Origin of the sequence: Streptomyces gobitricini (assembly GCF_039532985.1) — a bacterium.
Lineage (GTDB): Bacteria > Actinomycetota > Actinomycetes > Streptomycetales > Streptomycetaceae > Streptomyces > Streptomyces gobitricini.
In genome coordinates, this window is sequence record NZ_BAAASR010000018.1 from 480,417 (window position 1) to 499,916 (window position 19,500).

17 protein-coding genes are annotated in these 19,500 nt (G+C 72.0%); 5 read left to right on the forward strand and 12 right to left on the reverse strand.

The genetic code is table 11. From position 1 onward, the window contains the following. Nucleotides 1-659 precede the first annotated feature (659 nt). Nucleotides 660-1,934: an extracellular solute-binding protein gene (locus ABD347_RS17570; protein ID WP_344362418.1), complete on the reverse strand. Its 1,275-nt coding sequence runs from the start codon at nt 1,932-1,934 to the stop codon at nt 660-662. Between the two features lie 236 nt (nt 1,935-2,170). Between ABD347_RS17570 and ABD347_RS17575 the strand changes: the two genes are divergently transcribed. Beyond that, nucleotides 2,171-2,416, forward strand: coding sequence for a dodecin (locus tag ABD347_RS17575; protein WP_344362154.1), 246 nt, complete (start codon nt 2,171-2,173; stop codon nt 2,414-2,416). Nucleotides 2,417-2,431: 15 nt separating this feature from the next. Here ABD347_RS17575 and ABD347_RS17580 read toward each other — a convergent pair whose 3' ends face one another. Continuing rightward, nucleotides 2,432-2,920, reverse strand: a complete 489-nt coding sequence (locus ABD347_RS17580) for a phosphatase domain-containing protein (protein WP_344362157.1) — start codon at nt 2,918-2,920, stop codon at nt 2,432-2,434. Nucleotides 2,921-2,969: 49 nt separating this feature from the next. On the opposite strand from ABD347_RS17580, the gene ABD347_RS17585 reads away from it, so the two are divergent. Beyond that, nucleotides 2,970-3,989, forward strand: coding sequence for an MsnO8 family LLM class oxidoreductase (locus tag ABD347_RS17585; protein ID WP_344362160.1), 1,020 nt, complete (start codon nt 2,970-2,972; stop codon nt 3,987-3,989). A 304-nt stretch (nt 3,990-4,293) separates the two neighbouring features. Here ABD347_RS17585 and ABD347_RS17590 read toward each other — a convergent pair whose 3' ends face one another. After that, nucleotides 4,294-4,929 (reverse strand): class I SAM-dependent DNA methyltransferase, encoded by a 636-nt coding sequence (locus ABD347_RS17590; protein ID WP_344362164.1) that lies wholly within the window; start codon nt 4,927-4,929, stop codon nt 4,294-4,296. Beyond that, entirely contained in the window at nt 4,926-6,047 is a 1,122-nt protein-coding gene (locus tag ABD347_RS17595) for an aromatic ring-hydroxylating oxygenase subunit alpha (protein ID WP_344362166.1), read from the reverse strand. The genes ABD347_RS17590 and ABD347_RS17595 overlap by 4 nt, the downstream gene beginning before the upstream one ends. 189 nt (nt 6,048-6,236) lie before the next feature. Between ABD347_RS17595 and ABD347_RS17600 the strand changes: the two genes are divergently transcribed. Both ABD347_RS17600 and ABD347_RS17605 read left to right on the forward strand, forming a co-directional pair. After that, the gene (locus ABD347_RS17600) at nt 6,237-6,857 is read left to right on the forward strand and encodes a TetR/AcrR family transcriptional regulator (RefSeq protein WP_344362167.1); all 621 of its coding nucleotides are present in this window, start codon (nt 6,237-6,239) and stop codon (nt 6,855-6,857) included. Nucleotides 6,858-6,934: 77 nt separating this feature from the next. Beyond that, nucleotides 6,935-8,173: an MFS transporter gene (locus ABD347_RS17605; RefSeq protein ID WP_344362170.1), complete on the forward strand. Its 1,239-nt coding sequence runs from the start codon at nt 6,935-6,937 to the stop codon at nt 8,171-8,173. A gap of 129 nt (nt 8,174-8,302) precedes the next feature. On the opposite strand, the gene melC2 is transcribed toward ABD347_RS17605, so the two are convergent. The 5 genes from melC2 to ABD347_RS17630 form a co-directional block, all read right to left on the reverse strand. Then, a complete protein-coding gene (gene melC2, locus ABD347_RS17610; RefSeq protein ID WP_344362172.1) occupies nt 8,303-9,130 on the reverse strand; it encodes a tyrosinase MelC2 in 828 nt (275 codons plus the stop codon). Between the two features lie 23 nt (nt 9,131-9,153). Continuing rightward, on the reverse strand, nt 9,154-9,546 hold the full coding sequence (melC1, locus tag ABD347_RS17615; protein WP_344362174.1) for an apotyrosinase chaperone MelC1: 393 nt from the start codon (nt 9,544-9,546) through the stop codon (nt 9,154-9,156). 295 nt (nt 9,547-9,841) lie between these two features. Next, a complete protein-coding gene (locus ABD347_RS17620) occupies nt 9,842-10,594 on the reverse strand; it encodes a succinate dehydrogenase/fumarate reductase iron-sulfur subunit (protein ID WP_344362177.1) in 753 nt (250 codons plus the stop codon). Continuing rightward, entirely contained in the window at nt 10,591-12,558 is a 1,968-nt protein-coding gene (locus ABD347_RS17625) for a fumarate reductase/succinate dehydrogenase flavoprotein subunit (RefSeq protein WP_344362180.1), read from the reverse strand. The genes ABD347_RS17620 and ABD347_RS17625 overlap by 4 nt, the downstream gene beginning before the upstream one ends. Before the next feature lies 1 nt (nt 12,559). Next, nucleotides 12,560-13,264, reverse strand: coding sequence for a succinate dehydrogenase cytochrome b subunit (locus tag ABD347_RS17630; RefSeq protein ID WP_344362182.1), 705 nt, complete (start codon nt 13,262-13,264; stop codon nt 12,560-12,562). A gap of 94 nt (nt 13,265-13,358) precedes the next feature. Here ABD347_RS17630 and ABD347_RS17635 point away from each other — a divergent pair, with 94 nt between their 5' ends. Further along, nucleotides 13,359-14,249, forward strand: a complete 891-nt coding sequence (locus ABD347_RS17635) for a LysR family transcriptional regulator (protein WP_344362184.1) — start codon at nt 13,359-13,361, stop codon at nt 14,247-14,249. A gap of 271 nt (nt 14,250-14,520) precedes the next feature. On the opposite strand, the gene ABD347_RS17640 is transcribed toward ABD347_RS17635, so the two are convergent. The 3 genes from ABD347_RS17640 to ABD347_RS17650 all read right to left on the reverse strand — a co-directional run bounded on the left by ABD347_RS17640 (nt 14,521) and on the right by ABD347_RS17650 (nt 18,968). Then, entirely contained in the window at nt 14,521-16,689 is a 2,169-nt protein-coding gene (locus ABD347_RS17640) for a putative bifunctional diguanylate cyclase/phosphodiesterase (RefSeq protein WP_344362186.1), read from the reverse strand. Further along, nucleotides 16,686-17,498: an SAM-dependent methyltransferase gene (locus ABD347_RS17645; protein ID WP_344362188.1), complete on the reverse strand. Its 813-nt coding sequence runs from the start codon at nt 17,496-17,498 to the stop codon at nt 16,686-16,688. Before ABD347_RS17645 ends, ABD347_RS17640 begins: the two co-directional genes overlap by 4 nt. A 432-nt stretch (nt 17,499-17,930) precedes the next feature. Then, nucleotides 17,931-18,968, reverse strand: a complete 1,038-nt coding sequence (locus ABD347_RS17650) for an SCO0930 family lipoprotein (RefSeq protein ID WP_344362190.1) — start codon at nt 18,966-18,968, stop codon at nt 17,931-17,933. Nucleotides 18,969-19,500: the final 532 nt, after the last annotated feature.

The following is a 19,500-nucleotide window of genomic DNA, read 5'->3' on the forward strand; positions in this document are numbered from 1 at the left end:
TCCTCCCGCGCGGCGCCCGGAGGTACGTACGGTGGCCGGTCGCCGTCGATGACACAGCGGCACGGGGCCGCCGCCGGGGGACGCCGGGCGCACGTGACGGCCGCGGGGCGCGGCGGGTGCGCCGGATACGACGGGTGCGGCGGCAGCCCCGACCGCACCGGGCCCTCGCCGGTCGCTCGGGCCGTGGGGCCCAGCCGGTCACCGCCACCGTGGCGAGCCCCGCCGAGCCCCCGCCCCACCCCAGCACCGCACCGGACCACGGCCGACCGCACCGCGGGGCCGCCACACCGCCCTACCGAGCCCGGCGACCCCGCCCCACCGGGTCACGGTCGCCCCCCTCACCGCCCCCACCGAGCCCGGCCAACCACACCGCCGGTCCGCCCCACCGCCACACCGGGCCAACGCCGACCGCACCGACCGCACCGGGCCACCGGGCCACGGTCAACCACACCGCCGCACTGGACCACGGCGGCCGCACCGCCGTAGCACCCCACCGGGCCACCGGGCCACCGGGCCACCGGGCCACCGGGCCACCGGGCCACCGGGCCACCGGGCCACCGGGCCACCGGGCCACCGGGCCACCGGGTGATGGTCGGCGGTGCGCCAACTGAACCCGGCCGCCGGCCGGTTGTCGACGGTGGCGCGAGGGGGCGGACGCGTTACCGATCACCGCTCAGGATGGCGGTGATCCGGGCCGAGGCCGCCTTCGCCTCGCGTTGCGGGGACTCGCCCTCCAGGACCGCCGTCATGTAGGGCTTGATCGGGTTGGCCGCCTCGACGGCCGCCCATTCCGGTGAGTTGGGGGTCGCCCGGCCGCGCGCCGCGCCGGCCGCCATCGCCGCGGTGGCCTCCTGGCCACGGACCGCGGCGGCCAGCGTCGACTTGTTGGGGACGTAGTTCATGGTGCGGGCGAGGTCGGTCTGCCACTTCTCGCCGGCCAGCGCCGCGACGACGCCCATGGCGGCGTCCCGGTCGCCGGAGTTGCGCGGGATGATCAGGTCGGAGCCGCCGGTGAAGACCGCGCACGGCTTGTCGGCGGTCCGGCCCGGGATCGGGAAGAACCCGAGCTTGTCCTTGAGGGCGGGGTTCCGTTCCTGGACGGCGGCCGCGGCGCTCGGCGGCGCGATGATCTGTGCCACGTCGCCCCCGGCGAAGACATCGGCCTGGGGCGGGTTCTCCTCGTCGGCGTTCCTGGGGCCCTCGCCGAGCGCCTGGAGCTCCTTGTAGACGGCCATGCCGCGCAGGGCGGCGGGGCTGTCCAGGGCGCCGGTCCACTTCCCGTCCTTCTCCACCGCGAGCTCGCCGCCCTCGTCCCAGACGAAACCGGCGAGGGTGTACCAGTCCTGGCCGGCGAGGTAGATGCCCTGCGTGCCGCCGGGCCCCTCGTCGAGCTTCTCGGTGTCCTCCAGCCACTGCTCACGGGTCCTGGGCGGGGAGTCGATCCCGGCCCGTTCGAACAGGTCCTTGTTGTAGATGACGACGCGGTTGGCGGCGTACCAGGGGATCCCGTACTGCGCACCGCGGACCTTGCCGGGTTCGGCGAGGCCGGGGAGCCACTCCTCGTAGCCGAGGTCCCGCACCGATTCGAGCGTCAGGTCGTGCAGCAGCTCGGTCTCGGCGTACTGGGCGACCTGGGTGTTGCCGACCTCGATGACATCGGGGGCGTCCTCGCTCTCCAGCGCCGCCGTGACCTTCTTGCCGATGCCGGTCCACTCCTGGAAGGTGACATCGAGCGCGACGCCGGGGTGGTCCTTCTCGTACGCGGTGGTGAACCGCTCCAGGAAGTCGTCGGACACGCTGCCCTTCATCAGCCACACCGACACCGTGCGGGTGCCCTCCGCCCCGTCGCCGCCGGGCAGGACGCCGCATCCGGCCAGATTGGGCACGGCCACGGCGACGAGCGCGCAGGTCCAGGCGGGCAAGCGCTTCTTCACGTAGGTCACGGGGGTCACCTTTTGCGTGTGCAGGGACAGTGGACCCGACGTGGGGGGAAGCGAAGCGGGTTCGCCGCGGGCGTGATGGCTGGATTTTGGTATGGACCAAGTGGCGGGTCAAGGGGGAGGCCACACCACGCCCCTGCCCCCGCATGCCGCGCGGACCCCGGCGAGGTGGTGCACCGTGGAAGGACGCACCACCGGACGATGAGGACCGGGCGAACGAGGAGACCCCCATGTCGCACCACACCTACCGCGTCACCGAGATCGTCGGCACCTCGCACGAGGGCGTGGACGACGCGATGCGCAACGGCATCGCGCGCGCCTCCGAGACGCTGCGCAACCTGGACTGGTTCGAGGTGACGCAGGTCAGGGGACACATCGAGGACGGGCGGATCGCCCACTACCAGGTCGGGATGAAGGTCGGCTTCCGTCTGGAGGCGGCCACCGAGGGTAGCGACGGCACGAGCGGCACCAGCTGATCCGGAGGCTCCCGCTCAGGTACGGCCCTCCTTCTCCTGGGCCTCCGTCAGAGCCTCGGAGCTCTCCGCCCAGCGGGCGCGTACGACCCGGAAGCCGGCCCGCTCGGCGGCGTCGCAGACCAGCTCGTCGTCGTCGACGAGCACGCGGACCTCGCGGGTCCGGGAGAGGCGGCGCAGGATCTCCAGCTTGGTGACCCGGGCCGGCCGGCGGTCTTGATCGCGCCGCATGTGGAGCGGACCGTCGGGCAGGCCGTGTCCGGCCAGCCACGCGACCGTGTCACGGCGGCACCTTTCGGGGCGGCCGGTGAGGTACACCACGTCGCACTCCCCCGCCGTCTCCAGGCACAGCGCCACGCCCCGCGCGAGCGGCGGGTCCTGCGGGGCGGCGGCGAAGAAGGCGTCCCAGTCGCGTGGGCGGCCTTCCAGGAACCGCTGCCGGTGCCGGGTGTCGGACAGCGTGTTGTCCAGGTCGAAGACGGCCAGTGGCCTGCTGTTTCGTGTCACGGTCCCCAGCGTAGGGAATCCTCACGGGGCGCAGGCGTTGCACCAGGGCGTGAGCTCATCGATCGCTGCGACACGTCTGTCGGTACTGGACCGCTCCCGCACCCGCGAGGGGGAGGACGGCGGGGTGGCCCTGCGGGCCACCGTGTCCCTCGCACGGGAGCTGGAGGGGCTCGGCTACCACCGGTTCTGGGTGTCGGAGCACCACGGCGTTCCGGGCGTGGCGGGCTCGGCGCCGGCCGTGCTGGCGGCCGCCGTCGCCGCCGCGACCAGCACGATCCGGGTGGGCACGGGCGGTGTGATGCTGCCCAACCATCAACCTCTGGTGGTGGCCGAGCAGTTCGGCGTGCTGGAGTCCCTCTTCCCCGGGCGGATCGACATGGGGGTGGGCCGTTCGGTGGGTTTCACGGACGGGATACGGCGGGCGCTGGGCCGCGACAAGAAGGACGCCGACGACTTCGCGGGGCAGCTGGACGAGCTGCTGGGCTGGTTCACGGGTGCGCGGCGGGCACATCCGCAGGTACGCGCGCGCCCTTCCGAGGGGCTGCGGGTGCCGCCGTACGTCCTGGCCACCGGGGAGGGCGCGGCGGTCGCCGCCGCGGCGGGCCTGCCGCTGGTGATGGGTGACCTGAAGGGCCGGTCGAAGGTGGTGGCCGCGATCGAGCGCTATCGCGCGGACTTCCGCCCCTCCGTCTGGGCCGAGGAACCGTACGTGATCGTTGCGGGCACCGTCGCGGTCGCCGCGACCGAGGAGGAAGCGGCGCGGCTGCTGATGCCGGAGGCGTGGTCGCTGGCGTACTCGCGTACCCAGGGCGTCTTCCCGCCGCTGCTGCCGCCGGAGCGCATCGAGAGCCTGTCGATGACGCCCCGGCAGCGGGAGTTCTACGAGGCGGGGCTGCGCGGTCACATCCACGGCACCGAGGAGCGGGTGCGGGACGCGCTGGAGGAGGCGGTCAGGGAGACGGCCGCCGACGAGGTCCTGGTGACGACGAGCACGTACGACCGCGCGGCACTGCTGGACTCGTTCCGTCGGCTCGCCCGCGTCACAGGCCTGACCGGCGCGAACGCCTAGACCGACGGTCACCGGGCCGCCCGGCGCCCGCGGTGGGTTCGGCGGTGGCCGTCGAGCACGGCATGGACGGGGGCCCCGAATGGACGGGGGCGCGGAATGGACGGGGCGCCCGGCGCGGGCGGGTGCCCGCCCCGGGCCGGGGCGGTGGCGACGAAGGCGGCCGGAGCGTCGCCACCGGCGCCACCACCCCCGGCCCGGACGGCGGGTGCGGCCGTCGGCCGCACCGCGCCGTGTCGCCGGTGGGCCGGAGCGCTCCGGCCGGCCGGCGAGGAGGGGGCGGACGGGCATGTGGCGGACGGCCGGCTCAGGGCACGGCCAGCACCCAGTAGTCGGCGGGTTCGTCGGTGGTGTAGGGGCGGTCGGCGTGGTGTTCCACCACCGCGGTGCGTCCCTCCGCGCACAGGGACTCGATCCGCTCGGTGAAGTCGGTCTCGCTGAGGTAGCGCTTCCGGGTGCTCAGGAGGACGTGGCCACCGGGGCGGGTGACCCGGAGAAGCCCTTCCACGGCGACGGGATGGACGTGTCCCGGGGTGAAGACACCGCAGCACACGGTGATGTCGTAGGTGTGGGCGGCGATCTCGGTGAGGCCTTGGTTCAGGTCGACGCCGCTGGTCAGCAGGCGGTAGGCGCCTGTCCTCGCGGCTTCCGTGACCATCTCGTGGCTCAGGTCGAGGCCGTCGAGGGTGATCGTCCGGTCGCCCGCGATCTGCCGCCCGACCAGGCCGGTTCCGCAGCCGGCGTCCAGTGCCGTGACCTCGGAGGCGGGCGACTGGCGTTTGAGGCGGCTGAACATCTCCGCCATGATCCTGGGACCCGCGTAGTGGACATTGGTCACGTCCCGCTCATAGGTGGGTGCCCATGAGCTGTAGTAGGCGGTCAGTTGCTCAGGCGTTCCGTCGAGCCGGTGGGAGCGGGCAATGACGTCGTGACTGGTGTTCACCGTTGCCGGGCCTCTCCTGTGAGTCGTGAGACGTGTGACTGGAACTGGTTGATGTTGCGTTCCATGCGTCGGGACAGGACGGCGCGCTCGAAGGCGGGAGAGTGGCAGCCCTCCTGCATGCGCTGGACGATGTCGAAGTCCTCGTCGTTGACCTGCCGCCAGTTCTCCAGCGTGCTCTTGCGCTGGGAGTCGAAGGCGGGTCCGAGGGCTTCGTCGCCGGCGAAGTAGAAGTCGAGGTGCTCGACGGTTCGGCCGGCCGAGACGGGTTCCAGGTGCCAGGCGAAGAGATGGTCGGGCATCAGGCCGACGAGGAAGGTCGGGAAGAGCGAGTAGTACTCGGCCCGCAGGCTGTCGTCGGTCGTGGGCCACCGCGGGAGGTGCTCCCGGTCGCGTTCGGGAGCGTACAGCCCTTGGCCGATGCCGATGATGTCCTCGGAGAGGCGTATCTGGTAGCGCTCCGTGAAGGGCGAGTAGGTGTTGAGCGTCTGGTGGATGAAAGGGACGTGGTAACTCTCCAGGAAGTTCTCCACGATGAGCTTCCAGTTGGCCTGGAAGTCGTAGCGCAGGGAGGCCGCGTGCCGCATCGACGACAGGTCGTATCCCTGCCACCGTTCGGCGACGGGCGCGATGTGGCGCGTGAAGGGCGTGGCCCCCGGGTCGGGGTGGACGAAGACGAAGTCGAGCCACTGCCCGACCGCGAGGGGTTTGAGCCCCAGCTCTTCCGCCGAAAGGTCGGGAAGGTCTCTGCGGTCGACACCGGCGAAGTGCTGCGAACGTATGAGCCGGCCGTCGAGCGAGTAGATCCACGCGTGGTAGGCGCAGACCAGGGATTTGCGGCCACGCTTGCTCTCACACAGCAGCTTGCTGCCCCGGTGGGAGCAGACGTTGTGGAAGGCGCGCAGCTCACCGCCGGTGTCCCTGGTGACGATGACCGGCATGCCGGCGACCTCCACGGGGACGGCGTCCCCCGGCTCCGCGACCTGGCGGGCCGCGCACGCGTAGAGCCATGAGTCGGCGAAGATCCGCCGCTGCTCGCGGGTGAACTGCTCCGGGTCGGTGTAGGCGTCGGCGGGCAGAGCCGCGCGTTCGGCGAGCCGCTCGCCTTCGATGAATCGCATGGGGTCGAGATACGTCTCGGACTGCAACGTCAGTCAGCCTCCGTCACGTGTGGTGCTCCGGTTGCTTGGGCGTGCTGGGCACGACTACCCGGCCCCCGAGGTCCGGCACGCCCGTTTCGAGCCAATGTGCGGCGGCGAATAGCCATACCGGTATAGCTGTTCACAAGGCCGGACGGTTACCGTCGAACTATGACGACGAGCACATCGATGGGACGGGCGGACGCCGCGCGCGGGAAGTCCGCGACCGGTCAGACCCCGGCGGGCCGGCGGGTTCTGGCCGCTGCCTCCCGGCTCTTCTACGAGCGAGGGGTCAACGCCGTGGGCGTCGAGACCATCGCCGCCGAGGCGGACGTGACGAAGAAGACCCTCTACGACCGCTTCGGCTCGAAGGACGAGCTCATCACCGCGTACCTCCGCGAGCGCGACGAGCGGTGGCGCGCGGATGTGCGCGCCCTCCTCGACAGCCGGACCGGTGATCCGAAAGCACAGATGGAGGCGGTTTTCGAGGTCCTGGACGCCTGGCAGCGAGCGGGCGACCGGTATGGCTGCGCCTTCGCCCGGGCCTGCCTCGACCTGCCGCCGGCCCACCCGGCCCACGCGGTCGCCCGCGGCCAGAAGAGCTGGCTGCTGGCCCGCCTAAGGGAGGCCGCCGACGCCGCGGACGCCACCGATCCGGGAGGCCTCGCCGAGATGCTGCTGGTCCTGCATGAGGGGGCGTGCGCGGCCTCGGTGAGCGGCGCGCTGCCCGACGCCCTGGACAGCGCACGCGAGGCCGCTCGCCTCCTGATCGACGGCAGGTGCGCACGCTAGCTATACCGGTTTGTGTAGTCGCGGCCGTGGGCACACGTCGTACGGGACAGGACAGGGACACCCGGTGAGGCGGTGCCATGACGACCGAGCGCATACGCGACGGAGGGCGGGACGCGACCCCGCCCGCCCATCCGCCCGCCGGGGACCTGCTGCCCGGCATTGGCGTACGGCTCGTGCTGCCGGGTCTGGCCATGATCGCTGTCTGCTACGGACTGGCCCGGTTCAGCTACGGGCTGTTCCTGCCCGAGTTCCGGGAAACGTTCCATCTCGGGCCGGGCCTGCTCGGGCTCGTCGGCGCCGGCTCCTACGTGGGTTACTGCCTGGCCATCGCCGCCTCCGGCGTCCTCTGCCCCCGGCTGGGGCCGCGCACCGTCGTGATCATCGCCGGTACGGTCTGCACGGCGGGAATGTGCCTGGTGGCGGTCGCCCCGACGGGCACCGTCCTGGCCGTGGCCGTCCTCATCGCCGGAACCAGTGCCGGCTTCGCCTCCCCGCCCATGGGGGACGCCGTGGACAGGCGCGTGGCCGAACGCCACCAGGGCGCCGCCAACACCTGGATCAACTCCGGCACGAGCATCGGCGTCCTGGTCTCCGGGCCCGTCGCCCTCTTCATCGGTGACGACTGGCGGCTCGCCTGGTTCGCCTTCGCCGCGGCCGCCCTGGCGGTCACCGTCTGGTGCGTCCCCGCGCTGCCGGGCCGCGACCGCGCCGCCGCCCCGCCGGTACGCGGCCGGCACGGCGGTATCAGCCGCTGGGTCAACCGCACCACACTCCCGCTGTTGGCCTCCTCGGGCGCCATGGGCCTGGTCAGCGCCGTCTACTGGACCTTCTCCCGGGACCTGGTCGTTTCCCGGGGACATCTCGGCGACACCGCGTCCATGGTCTTCTGGATGGTCATCGGCGTCTCCGGGCTCCTGGGCGGTCTGGCGGGACGGCTGGTACGGACCGTCGGCCTCACCTGGGCACTGCGCTGCTGCCTGGCCGCCTTCGGCGCCGCGATCACCACACTCGCCCTGGCACCGGGCAGCCTCGTCCTGGTGCTGGCCTCGGGTACCGCCTTCGGTGCCTGCTACATCCTCCTGACGGGGATCTACCTCATCTGGAGCATCGACGCCTTTCCGCAGCAGCCCTCCGCCGGCATCGCCCTGTCCTTCGCCCTCATCTCCGTGGGACAAGCCGTCGGCGCCCCCCTCTCGGGAAACCTCACCGGTCACTTCGGAGCCGTGCCCGTCTTCGTCCTCTTCGGTGCCCTGTCGTGTCTGGCGGCCGTCGTCCGGCCGCGGAAGGGCACGCTCCGCGGGAGTCGCGGCGCCTGAGCTCGGGCGCCCGAGCCGAGGCGCCCGAACCGGGGCGCCCGAACCACCCCGGCCGTCCGCCTGCCGCCTGCCCGGCCGGCCGGCCGGGGTGGCCGGCCGAGGCGGCTCGGCGACTTCTCAGAACGCTCCTCAGGCGGCCGTGTCGTAGGTGTAGTGGCGGGTGTGGTCCAGCATGTCGGCCGGGGTGACGTCGTTCCACGGGCGCATGCTGTCGTTCAGGTCGACGACGTCGGCGGTCCCGGCGGCCGGGAGGTAGGTGGAGCCGGGGTGACGGGCCTGCCAGTCGGCCCACACCTTGTCGATGAAGGCGTGGTGGAGCCAGAAGACCGGGTCGTTCGGGGACGCGCCGGTCGCCATCTGACCACCGACCCACACATGGACGCGGTTGTGGAGGTTGGCGCCGCGCCAGCCCTCCAGATGGTTGCGGAAGCCGTCGGACGCGCTGTTCCAGGGCGGCGTGTCGTACGTCTCCATGGCGAGGACCGCGTCGAGTTCCGCCCGGGTGGGCAGCCCGCGGCCACCGGCGCCGAGGGCGCGGCGCAGGAAGTCGCGGCCGTCGACCCGTACGGACACGGTCCAGCGGTCGCCGGAACGGGCGAACGGCCCGTCCATGACCCGGCCGTCACGGGCGCGCCCGGTGCCGCCGAGGAAGTCGGGGGCCCACAGGGAGGCGCGGGGCGTGCGGTCCACGGTCCAGTCCCAGTAGGGCAGCGCGACGGACGGGTCGATGGCCTGGAGGGCCCGCTCGAACTCCAGCAGGTACCGCCGGTGCCAGGGCAGGAAGGACGGCGAACGGTGGCCCACCCGGTCGCCGTTGTCGGTGTCGCTCATGATGAAGGCGTTGTGGGTGGTGACGAACGTGTCGTACCGGCCGGTGCGCTTGAGCTCCAGTACCGCGTTGACGAAGTCGCGCTTCTCGGTGGCGGTCAGCTGGGCCTGGTTCTTGCGTACGGTCATGGTGGTGCGGCTCCGGTTCGTGATCAGACGAGGGTGAGCGGAACGAGCGAGGCGCCCTGCAGGTCGCGGACGGCGGCTCGCGCCACGGCTCGGGGCGTGCCGAGCGGCTCGTAGTGGTTGATCACACTGATCCAGGTGCCGTCGGCGTTCCGCATGACGTGGAGTTCCGCACCGTCGACACGTACGGCGTAGTCGCCGCCGTGGCCCCCGTGGTGGCCGCCGTCGTGGTGGCCGCCGCCCGAGGGCCCTCCCTGTATGCGGCGGCCCTGGTAGATCTCGTCGAACGCCTCCGGCCCGGGGCCCCGGGCGGGTGTGGCCGCGGCCTGGTCGGGTGCCGTGAGGGCTCGCCCGGCGGCGAGCCCGACGGCGGCCGACACGGCGGTGCCGAGCGCGCGGCGGCGGGTGATGGTGGACATGGGTAACCCCCTGAGTGGTGCGGTGGTCGGACCGCCGGGGGTGTGGTCGGTAACCCCCGGCACGGCCCATGGGTACCGGGGGATTTCGGAGGGTGGAATTCCGCAGGGGCCGGTTGGCCGCGATACGGACAACTCATCAGATAAAGTGCAGAGTTGAACGAAGTTGATCTTGCTGTTCGCAGCCTCGAAGAGATCCAGGAGCGGAAGATTTACGGAGTGTATGACAATTCTGTGAAAATTCTCCCGTTACGGGGCGTTGGGGATGGTTGGGCTCCCGCCCGCAGACTGTCTTGAATCAGGTGCGGCGCGGCGCCTTGCGGGTCGCCCTCAGCCACTCCTTGTTCATCGCCGCGATCGACGGCAGCGGGATGCCCTTCGGGCAGGCGGTGGCGCACTCGCCGGTCAGCGTGCAGCCGCCGAAGCCCTCCTCGTCCATGACGCGGACCATGTCCAGGACGCGGGTCTCCCGTTCCGGCGCGCCCTGCGGCAGCACATTGAGGTGGTTGACCTTCGCCGAGGTGAAGAGCATCGCCGAACCGTTGGGGCAGGCCGCCACGCAGGCGCCGCAGCCGATGCACTCGGCGTGCTCGAACGCGAAGTCCGCGTCCGCCTTGGGCACGGGCGTGGCGTGCGCCTCCGGCGCGGAACCGGTGGGGGCGCTGATGTACCCGCCGGCCTGGATGATCCGGTCGAAGGAGGAGCGGTCCACCACCAGGTCCTTGACGACCGGGAAGGCGGCGGCACGCCACGGTTCGATGTCGATGGTGTCCCCGTCCCGGAAGGAACGCATGTGCAGCTGGCAGCTGGTGGTGCGCTCCGGCCCGTGGGCGTCGCCGTTGATGACGAGCGAGCAGGCCCCGCAGATGCCCTCGCGGCAGTCGTGGTCGAAGGCGACCGGCTCCTCGCCGCGGAGGATGAGCTCCTCGTTGAGGGTGTCGAGCATCTCCAGGAACGACATGTCCTTGGAGATGCCGTCCACCTCGTAGGTGGCCATGGCGCCGGGGGCGTCGGCGTTCTGCTGGCGCCAGACGCGCAGGGTGAGCCTCATGCGTAGCTCCGCTGGGTGGGATGGACGTACTCGAAGACGAGGTCTTCCTTGTGCAGGACGGGGGCGTCGCCGGTGAACTCCCAGGCGGCGGCGTACGCGAACTCCTCGTCCTTGCGGGCCGCCTCGCCGTCGGGCGTCTGGGACTCCTCGCGGAAGTGGCCGCCGCAGGACTCGGAGCGGTGCAGGGCGTCGAGGCACATCAGCTCGGCGAGTTCCAGGTAGTCGACGACGCGGTTGGCCTTCTCCAGCGACTGGTTGAGCCCTGCCCCGCGCTTCCCCGGGGGACCCCCCGCCCCCGTACCCGGGACCTTGATCCGGCGCCAGAACTCCTCGCGGATCCGCGGGATCCGGTCGAGTGCCTCGCGCAGCCCGTCCGCCGTACGGGCCATGCCGCAGAACTCCCACATCAGCTCGCCGATCTCGCGGTGGAAGGAGTCGGGGGTACGGTCCCCGTCGACCGCCAGGAGCCGGGCGAGCCGGTCCCGGGTCCCGGTGACCGCCTCCCGTACCGCCGGGTGGTCGTCGGTGACCGGCCCGGTGCGCGGGGCGCGGGCGAGGTAGTCGTTGATCGTGGACGGCAGGACGAAGTACCCGTCGGCCAGGCCCTGCATCAGCGCCGACGCGCCGAGGCGGTTGGCCCCGTGGTCGGAGAAGTTGGCCTCACCGATCGCGAACAGGCCGGGGACGGTGGTCTGGAGGTCGTAGTCCACCCACAGGCCGCCCATCGTGTAGTGCACGGCCGGGTAGATCCGCATCGGCACCTCGTACGGGTTCTCCGCGGTGATCCGCTCGTACATGTCGAAGAGGTTGCCGTACTTCTCCTCCACCTTCGCCCTGCCCATGCGGCGGATGGCGTCGGCGAAGTCCAGGTAGACGCCCTGCCCGCCGGGGCCGACGCCACGGCCCTCGTCACAGACGTTCTTGGCGGCGCGGGAGGCGATGTCACGCGGTACCAGGTTGCCGAAGGAGGGGTAGATCCGCTCCAGGTAGTAGTCGCGCTCGTCCTCCGGGATCTCGTTCGGGGGCCGCTCGTCGCCGTGCGCCTTGGGCACCCAGATGCGGCCGTCGTTGCGCAGTGACTCGCTCATCAGCGTCAGCTTGGACTGGTGGTCACCGGTGCGCGGGATGCAGGTGGGGTGGATCTGGGTGAAGCAGGGGTTGGCGAAGTACGCGCCGCGCCGGTGCGCCCGCCAGATCGCGGTGGCGTTGGAGTTCATGGCGTTCGTCGACAGGTAGAAGACGTTGCCGTAACCGCCGGACGCCAGCACGACCGCGTCCGCGAAGTGGGTGGTGATCTCGCCGGTGATCAGGTCACGGGCCACGATGCCGCGCGCCCGCCCGTCGACCACGATCAGGTCGAGCATCTCGGTGCGCGGGTGCATCTCCACGTTCCCCGCCGCGATCTGGCGGGACAACGCCTGGTAGGCGCCCAGCAGCAGTTGCTGGCCCGTCTGGCCGCGGGCGTAGAAGGTGCGGGAGACCTGGACGCCGCCGAAGGAACGGGTGTCGAGGAGACCGCCGTACTCACGGGCGAAGGGCACGCCCTGCGCCACGCACTGGTCGATGATCTCGACGGAGATCTGCGCGAGCCGGTGCACGTTGGACTCGCGGGCGCGGAAGTCGCCGCCCTTGACGGTGTCGTAGAAGAGGCGGTGGACCGAGTCGCCGTCGTTGCGGTAGTTCTTGGCGGCGTTGATGCCGCCCTGCGCGGCGATGGAGTGGGCGCGCCTGGGAGAGTCCTGGTAGCAGAACTGGACGACGCGGTAGCCCTGTTCGGCCAGGGTGGCGCCCGCCGCGCCGCCCGCGAGTCCGGTGCCGACGACGATGACGGTGTGCTTGCGGCGGTTGGCCGGGTTGACCAGCCTGGCCTCGAAGCGGCGCCTGTCCCAGCGCTCGGCGACGGGGCCGGCGGGCGCCTTCTCGTCCCTGATCGGCGCGCCGATCTCGTAATCCGGATAGCTCATGTCAGCTCACCACTCCGATCATGACGGCGACGGGTACGGAGACGAAACCCGCGGTCAGCGCCAGCGCGAGGACGTTGGCGAGGGTCTTCAGCACGCGGTCGCGGGTGGCGTTGCCCACGCCGAGGGTCTGGGCGGCGGACCAGAAGCCGTGCCGGATGTGCAGCCCGACGGCGAGCATCGCGACGATGTAGATGAGGTTGCCGTACCAGGTGGAGAAGGTGGCGACGACGTTCTCGTACGGATGACCCGCCTGGCCGTTCGGATTCACGGTCAGGGTCGTCAGGTCGAGGATGTGCCAGACGATGAAGAGCGCCACGATCACGCCGCCCCAGCGCATGGTGCGCGTGGCGTAGCCGGCCCGGCGGCGCTTGTGGACGTAGGCGGTGGGGCGGGCCCTGATGTCGCGCCTGCTGAGCTGGTACGCGGAGACGCCATGGGCGATCACGGCCGTGAGCAGCACGACGCGGGCGATCCACAGACCCCACTCGTGGTGCAGCACGGGCTCGCCCATGGTGCGCAGCCAGTGACCGTACGCGTTGAACTCGCCGGGGCCGAAGAAGACCTTCAGGTTGCCCATCACATGCGCGACGAGATAGGCGATCATGATGAGGCCGCTGACGGCCATGACCGTCTTCTTGCCGACCGTCGAGCGCCAGAACGTGCGCGGGAGGGACGGTTTCCGATCCGTCCGCGTTGCCAGAGCCATGGCATCGACGCTAAGGCGCCGCCCTGCCAGAGGTCCAAGACATGGTCCGGCTGATCTCCATAGGCCAACGCTATGGAGCGCCTAGGGTGGTGTCATGCAGTTCCAGCAGCTTCTGTACTTCGTGGCCGTGGCCGAGACCCGGCACTTCACCCGGGCCGCCGAGCGCGTCCACGTCTCCCAGCCGTCGCTGTCACAGCAGATCAGGGCGCTGGAGAAGGAGCTGGGCGCCGAGCTCTTCAGCCGGGCGCGCGGCAACATCGCGCTCACCGACGCGGGAGAGGCACTGCTGCCGCTGGCCCGCCGCATCCTGGCGGACGCCGACACCGCGCGCCACGAGGTGCAGGAGCTGGCCCAGCTGCGGCGCGGACGGGTGCGGCTGGGGGCGACGCCGAGTCTGTGCACGGGGCTGCTGCCCGATGTGCTGCGCGCCTTCCACGACCTGCACCCGGGCGTCCGGCTGCTGATCGAGGAGAGCGGCTCCCACGATCTCGTCCGCGAGCTGGCGCGCGGGTCCCTGGACCTGGCTCTGGTGGTGCTGCCCCTGCCGAGCCCGTCACCGGCGCTGACGACCGTGGAGCTGCTCCACGAGGACCTGGTGGTCGTCTCCTCCGCGGCGGCCGCGGCACCCCGCGGGCCGGTGCGGTTCGCGGATCTGGAGGGGGAGCCCCTGGTGATGTTCCGGCACGGCTACGACCTGCGGGACCTGACCGTCGCGGCATGCCGGGCGGAGGGCTTCGAGCCGTCGTTCACGGTGGAGGGCGGCGAGATGGACGCGGTGCTCGGGTTCGTACGGGCGGGGCTGGGCATGGCGGTGGTGCCCGCGATGGTCGCCGCCCGGGCGGGCAGCGACCTGCGGGTCACCGCCCTGGCGAGGCCCGGGCTGCGCCGCACGATCGGGCTGGCGCACCGCAGCGACGTGGCGCCGCCGCGGGCGGCGCGGGAGCTGCAGCGACTGCTGCTGGCGCGCCGCCCGGACGACCTCTGAACCATGCCCGGACGACATCTGGACGGCGCCTGGACGACGTGTGGACGACGCCCGGACGGGACTGGACCACGCCCGGCCCACGCCCGGCCCGCGCCCGGACGACGCCCGGACCGCCCGTACGGCCTCTGGACCGCGCGGACAGCGCCTGGACGCGACTGGACCACGCGTGGAACCGCCCGGACGGCGGCTGGACCGCGTCGGCCGGGCATCGGCGGCCATGGCGTGTCCGCCACGCCGCGTCGGCCGGGCCGCGGCGGCCCGACCCCGTCGGCTAGACCGCGTCGGCCAGGACCAGGGAGTGGATACGGTCCGGGGCGCCGGGCCGGGCGTAGTACCAGCCCTGGGCCGTGTCGCAGCCCAGCTCTCGCAGTTGTTCCGCCTGCGCGCCCGTCTCCACGCCCTCCACCGTCACCGTGAGTTCCAGGCTGTGCGCCAGGGAGACGATTCCCTCGACGATCTTGAGGTCGACCGGGTCGACCGGGTGCTGCTGCATGCTCTGGGTGAAGGAGCGGTCCAGTTTCAGCACGCTGACCGGCAGCCGGCGCAGGTTGGCCAGGTTGGAGTAGCCCGTGCCGAAGTCGTCCAGCGCTATGTCCACGCCCATCTCGGCCAGTTGCCGCAGCGGCTTGAGCAGGTCCTCGTCGGCGCCGATCAACGCGGACTCGGTCACCTCCAGGCAGAGCGCGCCGGGGTCCAGCCCCGAACGCTCCAGTACGTCGACGGTGTCGGCGACCAGGTTCGGGTGGTGCAACTGCGTCGGCGACAGGTTGACGTTGATGCGCAGGGGGCCGCCGTCGGCGTGGTTCCGGTTCCAGAACCGGGCCTGGCGCGCCGCTTCCTGGAGCACCCAGCGGCCGAGGGGCACGATCAGCCCGGTGTGCTCGGCGAGCGGGATGAACCGGTCGGGGCCGAGTACGCCGTGCTGCGGGTGGCACCAGCGCACCAGCGCCTCCGCGCCGTGCACGCTGCCGTCGTCGAGGTGCACCAGCGGCTGGTACTCGATGAAGAACTCGCCCCGGTCCAGCGCCGCGGGCAGCGCGGTGGTCAGGCCGTGCCGCGTGATGGCGCGGGCGTCCGCCTCGGGATCCGCCCGCTCGAACCGGTTGCCGCCCGCCGCCTTGGCCCGGTACATGGTGATGTCCGCGCTGCGCAGCACCTCCGCCGGCCCCCGTTCCCCGGCGGGGCCCTCGACGATGCCGACGCTGCCCCGCACGGTCAGCTCGCGGCCGTCCAGCCGGACGGGCGTGGCCAGGGCGCCGAGGATGCGGTGGGCGAGCTCGTCGGCCTGCTGCTCGGTGTCCGTGCCGGTGGTGAGCGCGACGAACTCGTCACCGCCGAGGCGGGCCACCATCTCGCCGGGCCGGGTCGCGACGCCCTGCAGCCGGTCGGCCACCTCGACGAGCAGCCGGTCGCCGGCCGCGTGGCCGAGGCTGTCGTTGATGGCCTTGAAACCGTCGAGGTCGAGGTAGCACAGCCCGAAGCGCACGCCGTCGCCCGAGGACAGCACCTTGTCCAGCCGTTCGAAGAACAGGGTCCTGTTCGGCAGCCCGGTCAGCGCGTCGTGCGTCGCCTCGTACCGCAGCCGCAGGTTGAGCAGCCTGCGCTCGGTGGTGTCCTCCATCAGCGCCAACTGGTACTGCGGGTGGCCGTCGGCGTCCCGCAGCAGGGAGACGGTCAGGTTGGTCCACAGGACGGTGCCGTCGCCCCGGTAGAAGGCCTTCTCGACCTGGAAGTGGTCGCGTTCTCCGCGGACCAGCTCCCCGTAGAGCTTCCAGACCTGCGGGGCGTCCTCGGGATGCACCCACTCGCTGACCTTGCGGCCGCGTACGTGGTGCTCCAGGCCGCCGAACATCCGGGTGAGGGCGCCGTTGACCTCCAGGATGTTGCCCTCGAGGTCGGCGATGCCGATGCCCAGGGCCGCGCCTTCGAACACCGCCCGGAAGCGCGCCTCGGTGGCGTGCAGGGCCTGTTCTGCGAACGTGCGGGCCACGAGCGCCGAGCGGGCGATGGCCTCCTGCTCCGCGAGCGTGCGTTCGCGCAGCGCCTGGGCGAAGCCGGCCGCGAGCGCGTGCTGGAGCCGGGCGCAGCGTGCCCGGAGCTCCTCCGCCGCCGCGCCCTCCCCGCCGCCGCCGCAGTACAGCACCAGGTACGAGTCCACCACGCCGAGGCTGCGGCTGAGCGCGTCCGGGTCGGTGCAGTGGGCCGCCACCAGGGCGGCGCCCACGCGGTACGCGGGCGCCGGGTCGAAGGGCCGCGCGTGCAGGGCGTCGCTCAGGTCCCTGGCCAGGGGAAGCAGGTGCCGCTCTATCTCGGGGCGGGTCAGCGACGTGGCCGTGACGGGGAACACGGCCCGGCTCCAGATGGTCGCGAACCGCTGGAGTCTGTCCTCCAGGCCGTCCGGTTCCGCGGCGGAACCAAGGGCCTGCGCCGGCATGTTCACGCCTTGCGCCCCACCCCTGCGAAGCCCGAGAAGGCGTACGGATCCTCCTGGTCGACGGGGTTCTCGGGCCGCCAGCGCGGCATCGGCACCACGCCCGGCTCCAGGACGTCGAACCCGTCGAAGAAGCGCGTCACCTCTTCGCGTGAACGCATGATCAGGGGGTTGCGGATGTCCTTGTAGACGGCGACCGCGCCGCCCGCCCGCTCCTGGGGAAGCGGGATGCCCTCGTACGAGGCGTGGGTGAGGATCAGCAGGCTGCCGGGCGCGAGGGCGTCGCGCAGTTCGGCGAGCACCCGGTGCGGTTCGTCGCAGTCCTGGACGAAGTGCAGTACGGCGACGAGGAGCAGGGCGACCGGCCGGTCCAGGTCGAGGAGGGCGCCGGTCTCGGGCGCGGTGAGGATGTCCTGGGGCTTGCGCAGGTCGGCGGCGAGGACGTCGGCGTGGTCGTTGCCCTCCAGCACCGCCCGGCTGTGGGCGACGGCGACGGGGTCGTGATCGACGTAGACGACCCGGGCGCCGGGGGCGGCGCTCTGCGCGACCTCGTGCACGTTGCCGAAGGTGGGGATGCCCGATCCGATGTCGAGGAACTGGGTGATGCCCTCGCTCACGGCGTAGCGCACCGCGCGGCGCATGAAGGCGCGGTTGGCCTGCATGATCTTGGGGAGTCCCGGCAGGTACTCCATGGCCTTGCGGGCCGCTTCCCGGTCCACTTCGAAGTTGTGCGAGCCGCCCAGGTAGTAGTCGTAGACGCGGGACACGCTCGGCACCGAAATGTCGATGCCCGGCGGGGCCCAGGCGGGACGCTCCATCGATGTCTCCAACAAGTCGCCACGGGATGCGGCCGTGTTCATGGCCGGTGTTCGAGCCGAGGCTACTGATCGCCCGCCTGGAGAGCGAGGGGAAACGGAAATTATCGATCCGTTCTTGGTCACACGTCTTGGTCACTGGACACCGGCACGTGCGGTTTCCACCGCCCGATCAGTCGGTCCACACGCGCGCACGAACGCCGGTACGACCGGTCCGCGCGCACGTACGGCCCGACCGTACGACCGGCCCGCACGCCGGTGCGGGCCGCCCGTACGACCGGCACGCGCACGTACCTACCTGCGGCCGGCTTGCACCGCACCGTCGGTACGCCGGGCCGCACGACCAGCCCGCCGCACACGCGGGCGCGTGGGACGGCGGGCCGACGAGGTGGCCGGGCCCGCTGGGCCGGGCCCCGGGCGGGGCGGGCGTGGACTCTACCGGGACGCCCCGACCATCTTTCCGGCCGGCGAGATGGCGTACCAAGTGCCGCCGACGCCCTGGCCGTTGGTGTCGCCGGGCTTCTTGTCGCCCGCGAAGGTGTAGAGGGGCCAGCAGTCTATGGTCTGCTGCTTGATGCCGTCGGGCCGGTTGAAGGTGACATAGCCCTTGAGGGAGATGCCCTCGGTGTCGTCCTTCCCGACGGGTGCGACGACCGGCCACTTCTCCAGGCACTCGCCGGTGCAGTCGGTCTTCATGGGCCATGCCGAGTCCTTCTCGAACCGGTAGACCGTCATGCCGTTCTTGTCCACGACGATCTCGCCGAGCTTGGGGTCCTTGCGGACGGACAGGCCTGCCGCGTCGGCGGCGGAGCCCCCGCCCTCGCCGCCGCCCTGGTCCTCGGCCGCGCCCTCGTCACCGGCACCCTGGTCCTCGGCGGCCCCCTCGTCGCCGCCGCCCGCCAAGGCCGCCTTCTTACCGTCGGGCGCGGCCGCGAACCAGGTGCCGCCCACGCCCTGGCCCTTGACGTCGCCCGGCTTGCCGTCCTTGACGTACCGGTACATCGGCCAGCCGTCGATGGTGAGTTGCCTGGTGCCGTCGGCCCGGGTGACCTCGCCCATCAGGGAGGCGTCCACCCCGGCCGGGGGCTTGGCGCCGTCGGCGGCCACCACGGGCCAGGCCTTCGCGCAGTCGCCCTCGCAGGCGGACTTGGGCGGGTTCGGCGTGTCCTTGTCGAAGCGGTAGAGCGTGAGGCCCTCGCTGTCGGTGACGACCTTGCCGAGTTCCTTGCTGTCCCAGATGGCGAGCTGGCCGGCCGGCGTGGCGGCCGCCTCCTGCCCCCCGGAACCGGCACCGGAGCCGTATCCGGAACCCGAGCCGTATCCGGCGCCGTTCTCGGCGGGCGCGCCCGCCGGTGCGGCGGCGCCGACCGATCCGGCGGGGGCCTGGTCACCCTTCCCCTGACCGCACGCCGTCGTCAGCGCGAGCACGGCCGCCGCGGACAGCGCGAGCGAGGCGTTCCGCCAGGTCTTCATGTCAACTCCCGTATTATTGAGGCATTTTGGCGACACCGGGTGCGCCGTTCACGGCCCTAAGTACGGGTGGGAGGGCGGCGCGCGTTCAACGCGTCGGGAAAGTTTCTCCGCCGGCGGTAACGGCAGGAGCCCGAAAACCCTTCCATCGGGGGAATTACGATGCTTCGGGACGTGCCGTGACCGTTGAACGATCATGCTCCTGCGCGTGTACGGAACCCTCGCCGCCCGGCTCCTGTCGGCCGCCACCCTCGGCTGGCTGCTGACCGCCCCACTGCCAGCGGCGGCCGACAGCTGCGCCGTAGCCCACGTAGGACCGGGCACCGCCGCCCCGGTGGTCGCCGTAGCGGGCGGTGACACCTGCTCACCGAGCCCCAGTCCCACACCCGAGCCCCCTCCCCCGCCGGAACCGTCCCCACCGGCCCCGTCACCGCCACCGCGACCACCGCCACCGCCACCGCCACCGGCGCCGGCGGCGCCGGAACCCCCGCCACCGCCCGCGGCGCCACCGCCGCCCGCCCCGGCCCCGCCGCCG

Coding starts and splice junctions, on each gene's coding strand:
- ABD347_RS17650 (WP_344362190.1), bottom strand. CDS start 18,968: ATGAAGACCTGGCGGAACGCCTCGCTCGCGCTGTCCGCGGCGGCCGTG.
- melC2 (WP_344362172.1), bottom strand. CDS start 9,130: ATGACCGTACGCAAGAACCAGGCCCAGCTGACCGCCACCGAGAAGCGC.
- ABD347_RS17575 (WP_344362154.1), top strand. CDS start 2,171: ATGTCGCACCACACCTACCGCGTCACCGAGATCGTCGGCACCTCGCAC.
- ABD347_RS17595 (WP_344362166.1), bottom strand. CDS start 6,047: ATGCGATTCATCGAAGGCGAGCGGCTCGCCGAACGCGCGGCTCTGCCC.
- ABD347_RS17645 (WP_344362188.1), bottom strand. CDS start 17,498: ATGGAGCGTCCCGCCTGGGCCCCGCCGGGCATCGACATTTCGGTGCCG.
- ABD347_RS17600 (WP_344362167.1), top strand. CDS start 6,237: ATGACGACGAGCACATCGATGGGACGGGCGGACGCCGCGCGCGGGAAG.
- ABD347_RS17625 (WP_344362180.1), bottom strand. CDS start 12,558: ATGAGCTATCCGGATTACGAGATCGGCGCGCCGATCAGGGACGAGAAG.
- ABD347_RS17605 (WP_344362170.1), top strand. CDS start 6,935: ATGACGACCGAGCGCATACGCGACGGAGGGCGGGACGCGACCCCGCCC.
- ABD347_RS17630 (WP_344362182.1), bottom strand. CDS start 13,264: ATGGCTCTGGCAACGCGGACGGATCGGAAACCGTCCCTCCCGCGCACG.
- ABD347_RS17620 (WP_344362177.1), bottom strand. CDS start 10,594: ATGAGGCTCACCCTGCGCGTCTGGCGCCAGCAGAACGCCGACGCCCCC.
- melC1 (WP_344362174.1), bottom strand. CDS start 9,546: ATGTCCACCATCACCCGCCGCCGCGCGCTCGGCACCGCCGTGTCGGCC.
- ABD347_RS17635 (WP_344362184.1), top strand. CDS start 13,359: ATGCAGTTCCAGCAGCTTCTGTACTTCGTGGCCGTGGCCGAGACCCGG.